17 protein-coding genes are annotated in these 18,829 nt (G+C 71.2%); 6 read left to right on the top strand and 11 right to left on the bottom strand.

The window, feature by feature from the left end; genetic code table 11:
• The first annotated feature begins 13 nt into the window (after positions 1–13).
• Complete coding sequence (ligD, locus tag AB1285_RS04225) at positions 14–1,999, top strand: non-homologous end-joining DNA ligase (protein ID WP_370428477.1); 1,986 nt, start codon at positions 14–16, stop codon at positions 1,997–1,999.
• Between the two features lie 13 nt (positions 2,000–2,012).
• Here ligD and AB1285_RS04220 read toward each other — a convergent pair whose 3' ends face one another.
• The 4 genes from AB1285_RS04220 to murI form a co-directional block, all read right to left on the bottom strand.
• Positions 2,013–2,933 (bottom strand): cation diffusion facilitator family transporter, encoded by a 921-nt coding sequence (locus tag AB1285_RS04220; protein ID WP_025105315.1) that lies wholly within the window; start codon positions 2,931–2,933, stop codon positions 2,013–2,015.
• A 100-nt stretch (positions 2,934–3,033) separates the two neighbouring features.
• A complete protein-coding gene (rdgB, locus tag AB1285_RS04215) occupies positions 3,034–3,627 on the bottom strand; it encodes an RdgB/HAM1 family non-canonical purine NTP pyrophosphatase (protein ID WP_292795675.1) in 594 nt (197 codons plus the stop codon).
• A 2-nt stretch (positions 3,628–3,629) separates the two neighbouring features.
• Positions 3,630–4,367 (bottom strand): ribonuclease PH, encoded by a 738-nt coding sequence (rph, locus tag AB1285_RS04210; protein WP_259954222.1) that lies wholly within the window; start codon positions 4,365–4,367, stop codon positions 3,630–3,632.
• A 33-nt stretch (positions 4,368–4,400) separates the two neighbouring features.
• Entirely contained in the window at positions 4,401–5,237 is an 837-nt protein-coding gene (gene murI, locus AB1285_RS04205; RefSeq protein WP_187661916.1) for a glutamate racemase, read from the bottom strand.
• Positions 5,238–5,299: 62 nt separating this feature from the next.
• Here murI and AB1285_RS04200 point away from each other — a divergent pair, with 62 nt between their 5' ends.
• Entirely contained in the window at positions 5,300–6,625 is a 1,326-nt protein-coding gene (locus AB1285_RS04200) for a nicotinate phosphoribosyltransferase (RefSeq protein ID WP_370428476.1), read from the top strand.
• Positions 6,626–6,646: 21 nt separating this feature from the next.
• Here the strand turns inward: AB1285_RS04200 and AB1285_RS04195 are convergent, their stop codons facing one another.
• The 3 genes from AB1285_RS04195 to AB1285_RS04185 are packed head-to-tail and all read right to left on the bottom strand — an operon-like array spanning position 6,647 to position 10,498.
• Complete coding sequence (locus AB1285_RS04195; RefSeq protein WP_060923586.1) at positions 6,647–6,913, bottom strand: DUF3039 domain-containing protein; 267 nt, start codon at positions 6,911–6,913, stop codon at positions 6,647–6,649.
• 40 nt (positions 6,914–6,953) lie between these two features.
• Entirely contained in the window at positions 6,954–8,519 is a 1,566-nt protein-coding gene (locus tag AB1285_RS04190) for a hypothetical protein (protein WP_370428475.1), read from the bottom strand.
• Entirely contained in the window at positions 8,495–10,498 is a 2,004-nt protein-coding gene (locus AB1285_RS04185) for an ABC transporter ATP-binding protein (protein WP_370428474.1), read from the bottom strand. The genes AB1285_RS04190 and AB1285_RS04185 overlap by 25 nt, the downstream gene beginning before the upstream one ends.
• A gap of 248 nt (positions 10,499–10,746) precedes the next feature.
• Here AB1285_RS04185 and AB1285_RS04180 point away from each other — a divergent pair, with 248 nt between their 5' ends.
• From AB1285_RS04180 to AB1285_RS04165, 4 genes are all read left to right on the top strand, one after another.
• Positions 10,747–11,439, top strand: a complete 693-nt coding sequence (locus AB1285_RS04180; RefSeq protein WP_060923420.1) for an NTP transferase domain-containing protein — start codon at positions 10,747–10,749, stop codon at positions 11,437–11,439.
• Between the two features lie 79 nt (positions 11,440–11,518).
• Positions 11,519–12,508 carry a hypothetical protein gene (locus AB1285_RS04175; RefSeq protein WP_259954229.1) on the top strand — a complete coding sequence of 330 codons (990 nt, stop codon included), beginning with the start codon at positions 11,519–11,521 and terminating at the stop codon, positions 12,506–12,508.
• Positions 12,509–12,595: 87 nt separating this feature from the next.
• Positions 12,596–14,185, top strand: a complete 1,590-nt coding sequence (locus AB1285_RS04170; RefSeq protein WP_370428473.1) for an acyl-CoA carboxylase subunit beta — start codon at positions 12,596–12,598, stop codon at positions 14,183–14,185.
• On the top strand, positions 14,182–14,424 hold the full coding sequence (locus AB1285_RS04165) for an acyl-CoA carboxylase subunit epsilon (RefSeq protein ID WP_187661921.1): 243 nt from the start codon (positions 14,182–14,184) through the stop codon (positions 14,422–14,424). Before AB1285_RS04170 ends, AB1285_RS04165 begins: the two co-directional genes overlap by 4 nt.
• A 197-nt stretch (positions 14,425–14,621) precedes the next feature.
• On the opposite strand, the gene AB1285_RS04160 is transcribed toward AB1285_RS04165, so the two are convergent.
• From AB1285_RS04160 to AB1285_RS04145, 4 genes are read right to left on the bottom strand one after another with little or no spacing between them, the layout of a single operon-like run.
• Positions 14,622–15,644, bottom strand: coding sequence for a hypothetical protein (locus AB1285_RS04160; RefSeq protein WP_370428472.1), 1,023 nt, complete (start codon positions 15,642–15,644; stop codon positions 14,622–14,624).
• On the bottom strand, positions 15,641–16,876 hold the full coding sequence (locus AB1285_RS04155; protein WP_187661923.1) for an ATP-binding protein: 1,236 nt from the start codon (positions 16,874–16,876) through the stop codon (positions 15,641–15,643). The genes AB1285_RS04160 and AB1285_RS04155 overlap by 4 nt, the downstream gene beginning before the upstream one ends.
• Entirely contained in the window at positions 16,866–17,525 is a 660-nt protein-coding gene (locus tag AB1285_RS04150; protein WP_071329676.1) for a response regulator transcription factor, read from the bottom strand. The genes AB1285_RS04155 and AB1285_RS04150 overlap by 11 nt, the downstream gene beginning before the upstream one ends.
• A gap of 43 nt (positions 17,526–17,568) precedes the next feature.
• On the bottom strand, positions 17,569–18,813 hold the full coding sequence (locus AB1285_RS04145; protein ID WP_292795694.1) for a class I SAM-dependent RNA methyltransferase: 1,245 nt from the start codon (positions 18,811–18,813) through the stop codon (positions 17,569–17,571).
• Positions 18,814–18,829 lie beyond the last annotated feature (16 nt).

Genomic DNA, 18,829 nt, shown 5'->3' with positions numbered 1-18,829 from the left:
CTACGCTGGCTCCATGGTGGGAGAGGCGCAGGTCGTGCAGGTCGAGGGCCGACGGCTGCGGGTGACCAACCTCGACAAGGTCGTCTACCCGGAGACGGGCACGACCAAGGGCGAGGTCATCGCCTACTACACCACCATCGCCCCGCTCCTCCTCCCGCTCCTCGACGGCCGCCCGGTCACCCGCAAGCGCTGGGTCGAGGGGGTCGGCACCGCCGCCGCTCCCGAGGACTCCTTCTTCACGAAGCAGCTCGAGCCCGGCGCCCCGGACTGGATCCCCCGACAGGACATCCAGCACTCCGACGGCCCCAAGTCTTACCCGCTGGTGGAGGACGTGCCTACGCTCGTCTGGCTCGCGCAGGTCGCGGCGATCGAGTTGCACGTGCCGCAGTGGCGGTTCACCCCGGAGGGGCTTCCCGGCCGTCCCGACCGTCTCGTGCTCGATCTCGACCCCGGACCCGGCGCCGACCTCGCGCAGTGCGCCGAGGTCGCCCGGATCGCTCGGACGCTCCTCACCGGGATGGGGCTCGACCCTCTGCCCGTGACCAGCGGCAGCAAGGGCATCCACCTCTACGCGGCCCTGCCCGGCGAGCAGACCAGCGACGAGGTCTCCGCCGTGGTCAAAGAGCTGGCGCGCATCATCGAGAACGAGCACCCGGACCTCGCCACGAGCGTCATGTCCAAGGCCGTGCGTGGGGGCAAGGTGTTCCTCGACTGGAGCCAGAACAACGGCAAGAAGACGACGATCTCCCCGTACTCCCTGCGCGGGCGCGCCCGCCCCGGCGTCGCGGCGCCGCGCACCTGGGAGGAGCTCGACGACCCGGACCTCGCTCACCTCGAGCTGGACGAGGTGCTCGCGCGCGCAGACGCCGGATTCGATCCGCTCTCCTCCCTCCGCCCCGACACTCCTGCTCTGCCGGCGAACGCGCACGCCGCGACAGCGGCTCGAGCTCCCGCGATCCGGGCGGCGGCGCCCTCCCCCGCCCGTCGCGGCCGGCCGCTCGCCGAGCAGACGGCGTCCCCCACCGGGACCACTCTCCCGTCGCTCGCGCCGATGCTCGCCGAGAACGGCACCCCGGCGATCGCCCGCAGCCTCAGCTCGCCGTCATGGGTGGAGGTGAAGTGGGACGGCATCCGTGCGATCGGCACCTGGCGCGACGGGCACATGTCGCTGCACGCCCGACGCGGCACCGACATCACCGCGCGCTATCCCGAGCTGACGGCCGACGGTGCCCCGTTCCTCCCCGTCGACGAGGCGATCGTCGACGGGGAGATCGTCGCCTTCGACAGCGCCGCCCGGCCGAGCTTCTCCCTGCTGCAGAACCGCATGCACCTCACCCGGCCCCGGGAGATCGAGCGCGAGGTCGTGCGCACACCGATCGTGTACATGCTGTTCGATCTGCTCCGTCTCGACGGCCACGATCTCACCGGAATGCCGCTCCGCGAGCGCCGCACTCTGCTCCGCGACATCGTGGCGGGGGTCGACGCGCCCATCCAGGTCCCTCCCGTCTTCGACGACGTGGACGCAGCGCTCGCCGCCAGCGAGGAGTTCGGGCTGGAGGGCGTCGTCGTGAAGGATCCCGCCTCCCGGTACCGTGCCGGCCAGCGCTCACCCTCCTGGCTCAAGCTCAAGAACACCCGCATGCAGGAGGCGGTGATCGTCGGCATCCGCCCGGGGAAGGGCGAGCGCGAGGGCACTCTCGGCTCTCTCCTCCTCGCGATCCCGGAGGGTGGCGACCTCCGCTACATCGGCCGCGTGGGCACCGGCTTCACGGATCGCATCCTCCGCGACCTCCTGGCCCGCCTGGAGCCGCTGCGGGTGCCACGCGCACCGCTCGACGGCGTCCCCCGCCCGGACGCCTCGGACGCCCTGTGGGTGCGCCCCGAACTCGTGGGCGAGGTGGAGTTCGCGAACTGGACGCCGGACGGCATCCTCCGGCACGCCCGCTGGCGGGGTCTGCGCCCGGACAAGACCGTCGACGAGATCACCGTCGAGGCGTGAGCGGCTCCCGCCCTCAGGCGTGGTGCGGTTCGCAGTCGCTCTGCTCGGCGGGTTCGATCTGGAACGTGGAGTGCGCCACGTCGAAGTGATCCGCGAGGCACGCCTGCATCTCCGACAGCAACGCCGCCGAGCGGCCGTCCGCCAGCAGGTCCGGGCGCACGCTGACGTGCGCGGTGAAGACGGGGGCTCCGCGGGTGAGCTGCCACACGTGCACATCGTGGACTCCGACGACGCCGTCGTAGCCGAGCAGGTGAGTGCGGATCTCGCCGACGGCCATGCCCTTCGGCGCCGACTCGGCGAGGACGGAGAACACCTCCTTGAGTAGGACGAATGCCCGGGGGATGATCATCGCCGCGATGAACAGCGAGGCGAGGGCGTCGGCCGGCATCCAGCCCGTCACGAGGATCACACCGGCGGCGATGATGACCATCAGCGAGCCGAGCAGGTCGCCCATCACCTCGAGGTAGGCGCCGCGCACGTTGAGGTTCGTCCGCTGGGCCCGGCTGAGCAGCCACATCGACACCGCGTTCGCGACGAGGCCGACGACGGCGACGACGAGCATCAGCCCGCCCGCGACCTCGACCTCGGAGGGGTTCAGCAGCCGCTGCACGCCCTGCACGGCGACGACCGTGGCGAGGGCGATGAGGATGACCGCGTTGATGAGCGCGCCGAACACCTCAGCGCGCTGGTAGCCGAACGTCCGCCGGTCGTCCGCGGGCCGCGCCGCCACGGTCGCGGCGATCAGCGCGATCACGAGGGCCGAGGCGTCCGTGAACATGTGCGCGGCGTCCGCGAGCAGCGCCAGCGAGCCCGTGAGCAGAGCTCCGACGACCTGCACGATCATCACGGTGGCCGTGAGGGTCAGGGAGATCGCGAGCAGGCGGCGGCTGCTCGCCGAACGGAGACCGCCGGGCGCGGGCGCGTGATCGTGCATGCCCCCAGGCTAGCCCGGCGACGGGTGCAGGGAGGCCGTTCCTGGCTAGTCGGGAACAGTAACGATTCTCACCGTCAGCAGGGGTTCTTCTCTTCGACGATCAGAGCGCGGCGAGCAGCGGCACGAGCGCCGTGAAGGCACGGGCGCGATGCGACTGCGCCTGCTTCTCCTCCGCCGTGAACTCCCCGACCGTGCGCTGTGCGCCGTCCGGCTGACCGTCCGGGATGAAGATCGGGTCGTACCCGAAACCCCCGGCTCCCGACGCCTCGCGGGCGAGCCGTCCTGGCCAGATCCCCTCCACGACGTGCTCGCGACCGTCCGGGAGGACGAGGGCGATCGTCGAGGTGAAGTGCGCGGAGCGATGACGGTCGGCGATGTCGCGCAGCTGATCGAGCAGCAGCTCCAGGTTCGCCGCGGCGTCCTTCTTCTGACCGGCCCAGTACGCCGAGAACACTCCGGGCGACCCGCCGAGCACGTCCACGCAGATGCCGGAGTCGTCGGCGAGCGCCGCGAGGCCGGTGTGCGCGGCGGCCGCTCGCGCCTTGAGGAGCGCGTTCTCAGCGAACGTCACTCCGTCCTCGACCGGCTCGGGGCCGTCGTAGCCGACGACCTCCAGGTCGGGCCGTGTCTGCTGCACGATCTGCTGGAACTCCGCCACCTTATGCGGGTTATGGGTCGCCAGGACGACGCGCATGCTCAGGCTCCTGCCAGAGCGGCGAGCTGCCGGTCCTTCAGGTCCGCGCAGCCGGCGACGCCGAGGTCGAGGAGCGCGTCGAGCTCACGCTTGTCGAACGGCGCCCCTTCGGCCGTGCCCTGCACCTCGACGAAAAGGCCACGGCCGGTCACGACGACGTTCATGTCGGTCTCGGCGCGGACATCCTCGACGTAGGCGAGGTCGAGCATCGGCTCCCCGTCCACGATGCCGACGGACACCGCGGAGACGGAGTCGAGCAGCGGCGTCGAGTTCTTGCCGATGAACTTCTTCTCCCGGCCCCACTCGATCGCGTCGGCCAGGGCGACATAGGCGCCGGTGATCGCCGCGGTGCGGGTGCCACCGTCGGCCTGGAGCACGTCGCAGTCGATGACGATGGTGTTCTCGCCGAGCGCCTTGGTGTCGACGACGGCGCGCAGCGCGCGGCCGATGAGTCGGGAGATCTCGTGCGTCCGACCGCCGATGCGGCCCTTCACGCTCTCCCGGTCGTTGCGGCTGTTCGTCGCTCGCGGGAGCATCGCATACTCGGCCGTGACCCAGCCCTTGCCCTTGCCGGTGAGCCACCGGGGCACGCCGTTCGTGAACGAGGCGGTGCACAGCACCTTCGTGCCGCCGAAGCTGATGAGGGCCGACCCCTCGGCCTGCGCGCTCCAGCCGCGCTCGATGGTGATCTCGCGCAGCTGCGAGGTGGAACGGCCGTCGGCGCGGACGATGTCGGTCATGAGCTTCTCTCGGTCGGGGATGGAGCGACGGGCTCAGCGCGCGTCGAGGGCGGAATCGGGAAGCGTGATGACGCCGGTCTGGACGAGCTGCACGTCGCGCACCTCGCGACCCATGAGGCGGTTGGCGAGCGCCGTGAAGTCGTCGGCGGAGTCGCCCGTGGCCTCGTAGACGTAGGTGGCGGTGGCATCGGCCGGCGCCAGCAGATCGCCGCGGACGAGCTGGCGGTAGACGTCGCCCGCGGTCTCGTCGTCGCTGGAGACCAGCGTCACGCCCTCCCCCATGACGTAGCTGATGGCGCCGCGGAGGAACGGATAGTGCGTGCACCCGAGGACGAGCGTGTCCACGTCGGCCTCGCGCAGTGGCGCGAGGTACTCCTCGGCGACGGCCAGCACCTCGGGGGTGCCGGTGACGCCGGCCTCGACGAACTCGACGAACCGGGGGCACGCGGCGGTGAACACCTGCAGGCGCTCGTTCACCTCGAGCATGTCCTGGTAGGCCCGCGAACCGATCGTGCCGACCGTGCCGATCACACCGACACGGCCGTTCCTCGTGGTCGACACGGCGCGGCGCACGGCGGGGCCGATCACCTCGACCACCGGCACGTCGTAGCGCTCGCGTGCGTCGCGCAGCATCGCCGCCGACGCCGTGTTGCAGGCGATGACCAGCATCTTCACGCCCTGGTCGACCAGGGTGTCGAGCACCTCGAGCGCATAGCGCCGGACGTCGGCGATGGGCTTGGGGCCGTACGGCGAGTGGGCGGTGTCACCGATGTAGACGAACGATTCGCGGGGCAGCTGGGCGCGGATGGCCCTGGCCACCGTGAGCCCGCCGACACCGGAGTCGAAGATCCCGATGGGCGCGTCGTTCATGACTCCCCAGCCTACCCGCGTGCGCGCCGCCTCGTGCATCACGGCCTCACTAAGCTGAGCGCATGACCACGTCGACGGCGCTGCTCACCGACCGTTACGAGCTCACGATGCTCGCCGCCTCGCTCCGGGACGGCACCGCCTCCCGCCCGAGTGTCTTCGAGCTCTTCTCCCGACGCCTGTCCGGCGGACGCCGCTTCGGCGTCGTCGCCGGAACCGGACGACTGCTCGGCCTGCTGCGCGACTTCCGTTTCGGCGACGACGAGCTGCGCTTCCTCCGCGACGAGCGGGTCGTCGACGCCGAGACCCTCGCCTCCCTCGAGCGCTATCGGTTCACCGGCACGATCCGGGGCTACCGCGAGGGCGAGCTCTACTTCCCCGGGTCGCCCATCCTCACGGTCGAGGGATCGTTCGCGGACGCCGTCGTCCTGGAGACGCTCGCCCTGAGCGTCCTCAACCATGACTCCGCGGTCGCCACGGCCGCGGCCCGCATGAGCATCGCCGCCGGCGAGCGTCCTCTCGCCGAGATGGGCTCCCGGCGGGCAGCCGAGCGCTCCGCTGTCGCCGCAGCACGGGCGGCGTACATCGCCGGGTTCGGCGCCACGAGCAACCTCGAGGCCGGCCGCGCCTGGGGAATCCCGACCATGGGCACCGCTGCGCACTCGTGGACGCTGCTGCACGACAGCGAGGAGGACGCCTTCCGTGCTCAAGTCGAGAGCATGGGCGTGGACACGACGCTCCTCGTCGACACCTACGACATCCGCACGGGCGTCGAGACGGCGATCCGGGTGGCCGGGACCGGGCTCGGCGGCGTCCGCATCGACTCCGGGGACCTGCCGACCGTCGCCGTCGAGGTCCGAGCGCAACTGGACGAGCTCGGAGCCACCGAGACCCGCATCACGGTCACGAGCGACCTCGACGAGTACGCGATCGCCGCGCTGGCGGCCTCCCCCGTGGACGCGTACGGCGTCGGCACCTCCGTCGTGACCGGTTCCGGATACCCCACGGCGAGCATGGTCTACAAGCTCGTCGCCCGGCAGGACGCCGACGGCTCGTGGGTCGGGGTCGCCAAGGCGTCCGCGGACAAGGCGTCGTTCGGTGGCCGCAAGGCGGCGTTCCGTACGCTCAGCGACGGGGTCGCCGCGGCGGAGACGGTCGTCGTCTCGGACGGGTTCGAGGCGCTGGACACGCCTGCCGAGCACCCGGACGGCCGACCGCTCCAGGTCACCCTCGTCGAGGGCGGAGAGATCGAGACCGCCTTCGAGGGCGCCGCAGGGACGGCAGCCGCCCGCGCGCATCACCTGCGTGTCCGTGAAGAGCTGCCGGTGCGTGCGTTGGCCCTCAGCAAGTCCGACCCGGCGATCCCGACGGTCTACGTCGAGGCGGACTGAAGCGGGGCCGAGCGACGGCGGTCAGCCGACCATCGACTCGTAGATCTCCTTGCACGTCGGGCAGATCGGGAACTTCTCCGGATCACGGCCCGGCGTCCACTTCTTGCCGCAGAGCGCGCGGACGGGCTTGCCTGTGATCGCCGACTCGAGGATCTTGTCCTTCTTGACGTAGTGCGAGAAGCGCTCGTGGTCGCCCGGTTCGATGTTCTCCTCGCGGAGGAGCTCTTCCAGTTCGCGATCAAGCGTTGCCACGCCGCCCTGATCGGGGCTGTCCAGCGGAGTACTCATCCCGCGATTCTAGCCGCGTCTCCGCCTCGGCGGGGCGGTCTCACGCGGTCTCGACGAACTCCATCAGACGTTCGCCGCTGTGCTCGAAGATGCGTCCGCCGATCACGGCTCCTCCGATGAAGGCGACGATGCCGGTGGCGATGCCGACCCAGAAAGCCGCCGGCGCGAAGCCCGGATCGGCGACGATGCTCGCACCGAACAGCCAGATGGTGGGCACGCTCAGGACGATCGCACCGAGGAACGCCGCCGCCGGGCCGTAGATCCCTCGGGAGGTCGGGCGCTGCGGCTGCTGGAACGGGCTGTCCCCGGGACGGGAGACCGCGTACGGCGCCACCACCGACACCACGCTGGAGATGCCGAGGGCGGAGAACAGCAGGCTCGCACCGAGGCCGACGAGCGGGAGGAGAAGACTCCAGCGCCCGGCCAGCAGGAGCGAGAGCGGTACGGCGATCGCCAGCACCGGCACGGCGACCAGGAGCACCGGCACCAGGCGACCGAGGCGGTCCGGAATCCCGCGGACACCGCTCGCGACGTGCGTCCAGAGGGCCGTCGAGTCGTAGGCGACGTCGTTGTGGGGCAGCCATCCGAAGAAGAGGGCCATGACGGGCACGGGGACGAGGGCGGCGATCTCGACCGGCACGCCTGCGACGATCAGCGGGAACACCGTCAGTACACCCGCCACGGGCACGACGATGATGTTCATGATGTACCGGCGGTCGCGCAGCCAGTACACGAGGCTTCGCGACGCGATGGCGCCGAAGGCGTTGGAGGGCAGCAGGCCGAACCAGCCGAGTCCGCTGCGCTCGCGCGCCGCCACGGGACGCTCGGTCGTCGTCAGCAGGCGCCGTACGAACCAGGTCCAGGCGAACCACAGCAGCGCGAGGGTGACGGCAGCCACCAGTCCGCTTCCCCAGGCCGCGGCCGTCTCGCCTTCGGCCGCCGCGAACATCGCCGCCGGCGAGGCGGCGAGCGGGGTGAAGCCGATCACCGAGGTCAGGGTCGCCAGTGACGCCGGCACCTCACCGTCCCAGCGGAGCGAGCCGAGGAACACGGCGACCGGGAACGCGATGACGATCAGGGCCAGGGCGAACAGCGCGGTGAGCTCCCGGGAACGACGCTCCGGGAGCAGGAGCGCATTGAGCGCCATCCCGACCCGGGAGAGGAGGATGGTCGACAGCAGCCCGATCACCGCCAGGAGGACGGCCGGCACCCACGGCGCGCCGGCGCGGATCGCGACGACCGTCACGCTGATGTAGACCGCGAGGAGCGCGAGACTCGGCACGCTGACCAGCGACGCGAGCGCCAGCACCCCTGGCATCTTCCGCTCGTCGACGCCGAACACCGCGAAGCGCCGCGGGTCGAGCTGATCGACGGCTCCCACGAGCAGCGGCCCCACGAGGAAGCCGAGCAGAAGGGCAGCGCCACCGAGCACCGTCACGGCCTGGGAGACCGGCACCGGCGCGTCGCCGAGGCTGAAGACCGCCACGCAGACCACCACGGTGACCGCGACGACCGCGCCGAAGGAGAGCAGGGTGCGCGCCCGGTGTTCCCCGCGCAGGGCGCCCAGGAGAAGCGCGAACCTCAGTCGGAGAACGTGTGCAGCCACTCGAGCCCCTCCACCTCTCCGCTGGAACCTGCGAGCTCCACGAAGCGCGATTCGAGCGTCTGTCCCGCGCGCACCTCGTCGATCGTGCCCTCGGCCAGCACCTCACCGTTGACGATGATGGCCACCCGGGAGCACACGCGCTCGACGAGATCCATCCCATGGCTCGACAGGATCACCGTGCCGCCGTGCGAGACGTAGGCGCGGAGGATGTCGAGGATCACGGCGGAGGAGACCGGATCGACGGATTCGAACGGTTCGTCGAGAACGAGGACGCGCGGAGAGTGGATCATCGCGCCGGCGAGCATGATCTTCTTCGTCATGCCCGCGGAATAGTCCGACACGACCCGGTTCAGGGCGTCGCCGAGGTCGAAGGCCCTGGCGAGGTCGCCGGTGCGCTTCTCGATGACGTCGGCGGAGAGCCCACGCAGCAGCCCGTAGTAATACAGCAGCTGTCGGCCGGTGAGCCGGTCGAAGGTGCGCAGCCGGTCGGGCAGGACGCCCATGACGCGCTTCGCCGCCAGGGGCTCGGCCGCCTGGTCGATGCCGCAGATGAGGACGCTGCCCTCGTCCGCGCGCAGGAGACCCGCGACGATCGAGAGGGTCGTGGTCTTGCCGGCGCCGTTGGGGCCGACGATGCCGTAGAAGGAGGCCGCGGGCACGGTGAGGTCGATGCCGTCGACCGCGCGGTTCTCGCCGAACTGCTTCACGAGACCGCGGATGCGGATCGCCTCGGTGGCGGGCTCGGCTGCCGCCGAGTCATCGGCCTCGGTCGGGGGCTCCTCGGCGATCACCGCTTCGACGACCTCGACGGTCTCCGCCTCCGCGACGCGCCGGTCATCGGGCGCGGGCTCCTTGGTCACCGGCAGCGCGGTGTCCGAGATCTCCGCCTCGGACTCCGCCGCAGCAGGCTCCTCGACCGGCATCGCTTCCTCGGCGGTGTCTCGGGCCGGTGTCCCCGTCTCGACGGACGAGGTGCCGGCCTCGTCGGTCTCGACGGTCTCTGCCGCCACGGTCTGCGCCTGCACCGCGCCGGACTCCTCCGGCTGCGTCTCGGCCGCGCTCACCTCTGCGGCTGCGGACTCGACGGTCCCGACCTCAGCCGCCTGGGCCTCCGCGGCCTCGGCCTTCACGGCCTCGTCTTCGGCGGCCTTCGCTGCCTCGTCTTCGGCGGCCTTCGCCGCGGCCGCCTTCGCCGCGGCTGCCTTCGCCGCAGCGGTCTTGGCGGCGGTGGTCTTGGCCGTCGTCTTGGCCGCCGAGGCCTTCGCGGCAGCGGTCTTCGCCGCGGCGGCCTTGGCCGCAGCCGTCTTGGCCGCAGCCGTCTTCGCAGCCGATGTGCTCGCCGCCTTCGTCGACGTCGCGGCCGGACGCTTCGAGCCGGTCGAGCGTGCGGCGGTGTTCTTCGCGGCAGCCGCGCGGGCGGCGGACGCCGTGCGAGCGCCTGCTAGAGCGGTCGCGGGATCGACACTCGCCGCGGGGGTGGGCTCGACCACGACCTCAGCCGTGGGCGCGGCCTTCTCGGCTGCCGCCTTGGTCGGTGCGGGCCTCGCCGTCCGCGCGGCGGTCGGCTTCTTCGCCGCGGCAGTCCTCGTCGAAGTGGAGGACTTCGCCGCGGTGGACTTCGCGGCCGTGGTCTTCGCGGCGGAGGGTGTGGCGGCCGTCGTCTTCGCAGCTGCCGACGTCGGAGCCGCGGTCTTCGCGGCCGTGGTCTTCGCCGCAGCAGACTTCGCGGCGGGGGTCTTCGCAGCCGTGGTCTTCGCCGCAGCGGACTTCGCCGCGGTGCTCTTCGCGGCCGCGGGCTTCTTCGCAGCCGGCTTGTCCGCTGCGGCCGTCTGCGCCTTGGCCGAGGCCGAGGTCGACTTCTTCGCGGCGGTGGACGCGGCAGGTCTCTTGGCGGCCGGTTTCCGAGCGGGCGCGGAGGCCTCGGTCGGAGTCTCGGCTCCCTCTGCCTGGGGGGTGGGGTCATCAGGGGAGGAAGTCACCGTCCTACGGTATCAACGGGTGGCTGAGAGCCAAGGCCCCACGCGACATTCCGCAACCGGATCCCCTCCCCGGCGCTTTCCGCAAGGGGGTTGTCGTCCCTGTGCGTTGCGTGTGTACTCGATCACGAAATGGCAACGGGGCCCGCCTGGCCCCGGGGTTCTCAGGGGGAATCGCTAGCATGATTCCCGGCACGACGAAGTGTCTGGTCGGTGAACCGACCGTGAACACAACTTCCTTAGGAGTATTCGTGACTCTTCAGACCGTCATCCTCGCAGCCGGCATGGGCTCTCGCCTCGGCCGCGCGCTGCCCAAGCCGCTCACCGAGCTCAACGACGGCCGCACGATCATGGGCCAGCAGCACGACAACATCCGCGCCGCTTTCGGCTCCGACGCACGCATCACCACGGTGGTGGGCTACCGCGCCGAGACCATCATCGAGGCCTTCCCCTCCGTGAACTACGTCCACAACGACCGCTACGACGAGACGAACACGTCGAAGAGCCTGCTGCGCGCCCTGAGCGCCACCGGCAAGAGCGGCGTGCTGTGGATGAACGGCGATGTCGTCTTCGACCCGATGATCCTCGGCCGCGCCGCCGCATACATCGAGCGCGACCAGTCGTTCGTCACCGTCAACACCGCCAAGGTCAGCGATGAAGAGGTGAAGTACACCGTCACCGCGGAGGGCTTCATCAAGGAGTTGTCCAAGTCGGTCAAGGGCGGCCTGGGCGAGGCCGTCGGCATCAACTACATCTCGTCGGGCTTCAAGAAGGCGTTCATGCGCCAGCTGCAGCGCGTCGAGGACCAGGACTACTTCGAGCGCGGCCTCGAGCTGGCGATCGCCGAGGACGGCCTGCTGCTCGAGCCGATGGACGTCTCCGACCTGTACGCGGTCGAGGTCGACTTCGCAGAGGACCTGGAGCGCGCGAACCTCTTCGTGTGACGCTCCCCTCCGAGAGCCCCGTTCCGCCACGGACCGGGGCTCTCGGTGTTTTCGCGGACGGGCTCCATAGGATCGGCGCATGGCCCCCAAGGTGCACAAGATCCACTCCCTGCCGGACGACGCCCCGTGGGACAAGGGCGTACCCCCGGTCGGCTCCCCCGAGCACCCCATGATGGTGCGCGGGCTCGATCGGGTCCTGTCGATCCAGCGGCCGCTGGTGCTCGCCCACATCCGCAGCATCCGGCTCCGCAACCCCCACGCGACGCCCGACGAGATCATCCGGATCCTGGAGCGGCGCTACCTCGCGGCCGTCACGACGGGTGGGGCCGCGGTGGGGGCGACCGCCGTCGTGCCCGGCATCGGCACCGGGATCACGCTCGCGCTCTCCGGCGTCGAGACCGTGGGATTCGTGGAGTCCACGGCCCTCTTCGCGCAGTCGGTGGCCGAGGTGCACGGCATCGCGGTCGGCAACCCCGACCGCGCACGCGCTCTCGTCATGACGCTCATGCTCGGCAAGGAGGGCGTCGACCTCGTCGGCCAGCTCGCCCGGCAGGTCGCGGGGCGCGGGGGCAGCCGCTCGGCGTACTGGGGCGAGATGGTGACGAAGTCGCTGCCCCGCGCCGCGGTGGGACCCCTGGTGGACCAGCTCAAGGGGATGTTCGTGAAGCAGTTCGCGGCCAGGGGCGGCGCCTCGTTCATCGGCAAGGCGATGCCCTTCGGGATCGGCGCGGCCATCGGCGGGGCGGGCAACCACATCCTCGGCCGCCGGGTGCTCACCACGTCCCACCGCGCGTTCGGCTCCGCACCGCTCACCCTGCCCGCCGAGCTGGAGCCCGTGCCCGGCGCCGAGAAGGTGGAGCTGCGGATGCTCCGGGGGGCGCGCTACGCCGGCACCGCCGTCGCCGGAGCCGCCGGCACCGTGGCGCGCGGAGCGGGGTGGGTCGGTCATCGGGTGGGTGAGATCGCCGGACGCCGGCGTGAGCATGCGGCGGACGAGATCGAGGCGGGCGATAGCGACGGCGACCACGATCTGCCGCCGCGCCCGGGTTCCGACGCGACCGGGACGTGAGGGGTCGCGCACCTCGCCAAAGGATCCGTCGACCCGTTGTGCCGATCATCCAACGGACGGCGCGGACCCGACGCTAGGGTGGAATCCGTGACGGACAAGCCCGACCCCTTTACCACCGCCGGCAAGATCGCGGACCTGCGCGCTCGCTACACCGAGGCCGTCGTCGACGCCGAGGCGAAGGCGAAGGAGAAGCAGCACGCGAAGGGCAAGATGACCGCCCGCGAGCGCATCGAACTCCTCGTCGACCCAGGCAGCTTCGTCGAGTTCGACGAGTACGTGCGCCACCGCACCACCGCGTTCGGGATGGACCGCTCGCGCCCCTACGGCGACTCCGTCGTCACCGGCGTCGGCACCATCCACGGCCGCACCGTGGCGGTGTACTCGCAGGACTTCTCGACCTTCGGCGGGTCGCTCGGCGAGGTCGCCGGCGAGAAGATCGTCAAGGTCATGGAGTTCGCCCTGGCCGGCGGCATGCCCTGCATCGGCATCCTCGACTCCGGCGGCGCGCGCATCCAGGAGGGTGTGGTCGCGCTCGGCAAGTACGGCGAGATCTTCCGTCTGAACACCCGCGCCTCCGGCGTGATCCCGCAGATCTCGATCATCATGGGCCCGGCCGCCGGCGGCGCCGTCTACTCGCCCGCCCTCACCGACTTCGTCATCATGGTCGACAAGACCAGCCAGATGTTCGTCACCGGGCCCGACGTGATCAAGACGGTCACCGGCGAGGACGTCGGCATGGAGGAGCTCGGCGGCGCCTACACGCACAACACGCGCTCCGGTGTCGCCCACTACCTCGCGGAGGACGAGGACGACGCGATCGACTATGCCCGCACGCTCCTCGGATTCCTGCCGGACAACAACATGGCGGAGCTGCCGTCCTACGAGAGCGCGTTCGAGTTCGAGACGACCGACGCCGACCGCACGCTCAACACGCTCATCCCGGATTCCCCGAACCAGCCGTACGACATCCACACGGTGATCGAGCATGTCGTCGACGACGGCGACTTCCTCGAGGTGCAGCCGCTGTTCGCTCCCAACATCGTCATCGGCTTCGGCCGCATCGAGGGCCGCTCGGTCGGCATCATCGCCAACCAGCCGTCCCAGATGGCGGGCACGCTCAACATCGAGGCCGGCGAGAAGGCGAGCCGGTTCGTGCGGTTCTGCGACGCGTTCTCGCTGCCGATCGTGACCCTCGTCGACGTGCCGGGATACCTGCCAGGCACCGACCAGGAGTGGACAGGGGTCATCCGCCGCGGCGCCAAGCTCCTCTACGCGTACGCGGAGGCCACCGTGCCGCTCGTGACGGTGATCCTGCGCAAGGCGTACGGCGGCGCGTACATCGTCATGGGGTCGAAGCAGCTCGGCGCCGACGTGAACCTCGCCTGGCCCACCGCGGAGATCGCCGTGATGGGCGGCCAGGGCGCCGTCAACATCCTCTATCGCGGCGAGATCCGCAAGGCGGAGGAAGCCGGCGAGGACGTGGCGGCGGTCCGCACGCGTCTGGCCAACGAATACACCTACAACGTCGCCTCGCCATTCCTCGCGGCCGAGCGCGGCGAGCTCGACGGCATTATCGAACCGGCGAACACGCGCGTCGCGATCGCGAAGGCGCTGCGCGCGCTCCGCGGCAAGCGCGCAGAGCTGCCGCCGAAGAAGCACGGGAACATCCCGCTGTGAGCGCGCAGGAATCCGCCGTCGACGGGACGGCCCCCGCGCCGCTCCTTCTGGAGATCACGCGCGGCGCCGCCACGGAGGAGGAACTCGCGGCCCTCATCGCGGTGCTCGGCGACGCCTACGAGACCGAGCAGGCGGAGGCGACGGTCGAGGAGCCGCGGGTGTCGGCGTGGACGCGCACGCAGCGCCCGCTGCGCCGACCGCTGCGTCGCGACATCCCCTGGGGACGCTTCGCCGGCTGAATCGGGTCGTCGTGTTTTGTCCCCCAAAATACCTACAGACAACCATTGCACGACCCCGCAGACTGAAGGGGACGCTTCGCGTTCGGCTGGTCTCTCTGTCCCAGGGTAGACAGACGCTGATCGGCCACCAGCGGACGGTTTTCGGGTAACTGTCCGCACGGCGAGGGGCAGGCGGATTCGCCGCCCCTCGCCCACTCTCACTTCCGTGAGTCGGAGGCGGTCTCACGCCGCTGTCTGGCGATCTCGTGCCACAGGTCCACGGAGTCGTCGTCCGAGGCCCGCAGGCCCGCGCGGCCGACGACGGTCACCGCGACGAGCGGATCCCGTGCGGAGCGGATGATGATCCGGCCGGTACCCGCGCTGCGCAGGACCGCCGCGAGTTCGTCCCGGATCTCCATCCGCCGCCCCTCGTCCACGCCGTCGAGCCCACCCTCGTCGAACACGGTCACCGAGGCACCGTGGCGGCGCGCGGCGTCGATCGCATTGCGGACGTCGTCGTTCAACAGGTCCGCGCCGCGCAGCTCGTCACGCAGACGTCCCTCAGCAAGCCGAGCTTCCAGGCGCTCGTCGTCGTCGAGCAGCCCGCGTGAGGCCACCACCCTGCTGAGGATCGGGCCGGCGACCGCGAGGGCGAACTGCGTCCGCAGCCGACGCTCGCGCTGGCGGACGCGCTGCGTCGCATGCCAGGCCGACACGGCCTGCTGGATCTCGGACAGGCGCTCCGTGTCGCTGACGGCGCGATCCCAGAACATCACCAGCAGCTGGGCGACCGCCACCCACATGATCGAGCCCACCACGCCGAGGTTCATCGCCACGCCCATGCCCAGCGCGAGCGACGCGGAGACGACGAGCACGGCGAGCGTCGTCCAGCCCACCCAGGGCCGGCGCCGGACCACGCACACCACGCCGAGCAGCCCGAGAGCGCCGATGTACCAGGTGGCGAACGGCGCCGTGCGATCATCCGGTTCCAGCGAGAGGGTCACGAGCGCCGGGATCACCGCGCTCACGGCCAGCGCGAGGAGAGCCGACCACAGCGGCATCCGGACCGTGGCCGGGCTGCCGAGGATCGCGATGTTCACCACGACGAGGTACGCGGCGATCGCGAGGACCATGAGCAGCGGTGCCGTCGGCTGCTCGATCCACCAGATCCCGCGGGCGACGAAGTACAGCGCGAACCCGACGGCGAGCGAGGTCGCGACACTCCGCACGGTCCGGTTCATGAGCGCTCCCAGCCCAAGGTGACGACGGTGCCGCCCTCGTCGGAGGAGATCCGCGCGGTGCCGGCGACACCGGCCATACGGGCGAGGATGGAGGCGCGGATGCCGAGCCGATCCGGACCGATCGTGTCGACGTCGAACCCGTTCCCGGTGTCGGAGACCGTCACGGCGATGCCCTCGTCGCCGTGACCGACCACGAGGATGTGCAGGCCGCGACCGTGGGCGTGTGCGACCGCGTTGCCGATCGCCTGCCGCGCCGCGAGCACGAGAGCCCTCGCTGCGCGCCCCGGGATGAGGCCGCTCCCGCCACGCTCCTCCACGATCGCGTCCGCGCCGAGCTCGGAGAGGGCCCGTCGCAGCTCCACGACGATCTGCGCGGCGCCCACCGGCTCATCGCTACCCTCCTCCGCGACCGCCGCCTCCGTGTTCGCGAGCCGCGTGAGCGCCTCCCGCGCCATCGCCACGGCGAGCTCTCTCGCCCGCTCACCCTCCGCGCGTTCGGCGGCGATGAGTGCGGCCAGCACGCTGTCGTGCATGAGCGCCGACATCGCCACGCGCTCCTCCTCCGCCGCCGCGGCGGCCGCCGCCGTCGCATACGACGCCACCGCCGTGCCCCGCGCCTCGTCCACGCCCGCGGCGACCGAGCGGAACATCCAGCCGAGCGAGACGATCACGACGCCGAGGATGAGCGTGAAGGAGACGTCGAACGCGGTCGTCACCCAGAACTCGCGCGAGAAGTCGCCCTGCACCAGACGCACGTACCCGTAGACGAACGGCACCCCGACCGCCCACGCGAACTGCAGCCGCACGGGGAAGGCCAGCATCGCCGCCACGACTCCGACGTTCACGAGGAAGAAGATCCACGGCTGGTCCCCCGCCACCTTGTCGGTGGGATCGACGACGACCGGCCATGCCGCGAGCGCGAGGACGTACACGACGGCGAAGACCCCCGCGGCCAGGCGCACGCCGCGTCCGACCAGGCAGGCGACGAGCATCGCCGCCAACGGCACGAACACGGCGATGAGCATCGCGATGTGCGGCACGTCCGCGCGGGACATCGTGTGCACGGCCGCGATCAGCGCCTGCGCCCCGAGCACGGCGGAGCCCAGGGCGACGACGATCGCGAGGATGCGCTCCATCCGTTTCCCGGTGAACCGCTCGAAGCCGTTCTCCGCGCTGCCGGGAGACGGGATCTTGCTCCAGGCGTCGCGGACGCTCAGCGGCTCAGCGGGCACTCGGCGCCCCGTCGGCCGTCACGATGCCGTCCTCCATCGCGCGCCGCAGCAGATCGACCTTGGTGGGCGCCGGCCGACCGACCTCGACGTACTTCACCCGGATCCGGGTGATGTTCTCCTTCGCCGTGGAGTACGCGACGCCGAGGCGCTCGGCCACGGCCTTCAGGGGCAGGCCGGTCGCGTACAGGCGGAGCACCTCGCGCTCCCGGGTGGACAGCTGGGCGTCGGCGAACGCGCGGTCGCCGTCGACCGCGCTGGCCCATTCGACGTTGTTCAGCGCCTCACCCTGCGCCACGGTGCGGATCGCATCCAGCACGTCGTCGAGGGCGGAGGACTTGCTGACGACTCCGGCCGCGCCGGCCGCCAGCGCCTCGCGGACGGCTGCCGGACGGTCGGCGACGCTGTGGATCACCACGCTGGCGCCGTCGGCGACGAGGGACACGACGTTCTCCGTGACCGTCGTCCCGTCCCCCAGCGTGAGGTCGAGCACGACGACGTCTGCGGGCGGAGCGCCCGTGGACGAGCGCCAAACAAGGTAGGAGCCGACCGTGCTCCCGGTGAACACGACGGTCTGCCCGTCCCTGGCGCACGCGGCCTCAAGGCCGAGGCGGACGGACTCGTGGTCGTCGATGAGGGCGACGGTGCTCATGCCCACAGCCTAGTGAGTCGCGGACCCGGCGCCGGGAATGCGCTCACCGGGTGAGCAGGGCGACGACCTCGAAGTGATGCGAGTGCGGGAACAGATCGAAGCCGCGGAGGGCACCGACCTCCCACCCCAGGCCGCGGAAGGTGCCGAGGTCGCGGGCGAGGGCCACCGGGTCGCAGGCGACGTAGGCGATCGCGGACGGACTCAGCGCATGCACGCCCTCCACGACCGCCCGCCCGGCCCCCGACCGCGGCGGATCGAGCACGACGGCTCCCGTGACGCCTCCGCGTCGAGGCTGCTGCAGGAAGCGGTCGACGCGAGCCGTGACCGCCGTCACGTCGAGCGGGGCGAGGTTCGCGGCGGCGTGCTGCGTCGCTCGGCGGCTGGACTCCACCGTGACGACATCGGTGCCGCCGAGATCCGCGAGGGTCCGCGCGAAGAGGCCGACGCCGCCGTACAGGTCGTAGTGCGTCGCGTCCGGCTCCACATGCCCGTCGAGCAGCCCGTACACGGCACCGTCGAGGACGGAGGCGGCACGGGGGTGCACCTGCCAGAACCCTCCGGCGTCGACGTCGAACGTGCGGTCACCGACGCGTTCCTGCACGACCTCGGGTGTCGGCCGAGGACGACGATCCCGCGGTGAGCGCCGCTCGGCCTCGGGGTGGCGGAGGATGCGCACCCGGCCGTCCGCGGGCTCCACGAGCTCGATGCGTCCGGCCTTCTCGCCCTGCAGGGCCAGGGCGGCCTCGGCGATCGCGGGGCGGGCGAGCGGGTGCGTCGACACCGGGACGACGCGGTGGCTGCGGGCCGCGAAGGGGCCGATCCGTCCCTCGTCGTCCACGTGCAGGGTCACCCGTGTGCGCCACCCCGTCCCGTCCCCGGACTCCACGGCCTCGATCTCCGGGGCCTCGAGGCCGGGACCGGCGAAGCGGTCGAACGCCTCCGAGAGAACCTGTCGCTTGAGCACGCGCTGGTGCCCGAGGTCGATGTGCCCGAGGTCCGCGCCCCCGGGCCGCTGGGCGGGGTCGTGCGCGACGTCCGCCTCCGGCCAGATATGCGGCCGCCGATGCGGAGAGGCCTCGAGGACCTCGATCGTCTCGGCGCGCCAGAAGCTGCGGGTGTCGGGCTCCCCGGCGCCGGCGGACGGATCCAGCAGGCGGGCACGGACGCGCTCCCCCGGGATCGCATCGGAGACGAAGACCACGCGACCGTCGTGACGGGCGATGAAGGTGCCTCCGTGGGCGATGCCGGTGATGTCGAGATCGAGCACGTCGGCTGCGGAGGAAGTCATCCTTCGAGGATACGGT

This window comes from Microbacterium sp. NRRL B-14842, assembly GCF_050470785.1.
This window is presented reverse-complemented; position numbering and strand designations above follow the sequence as displayed.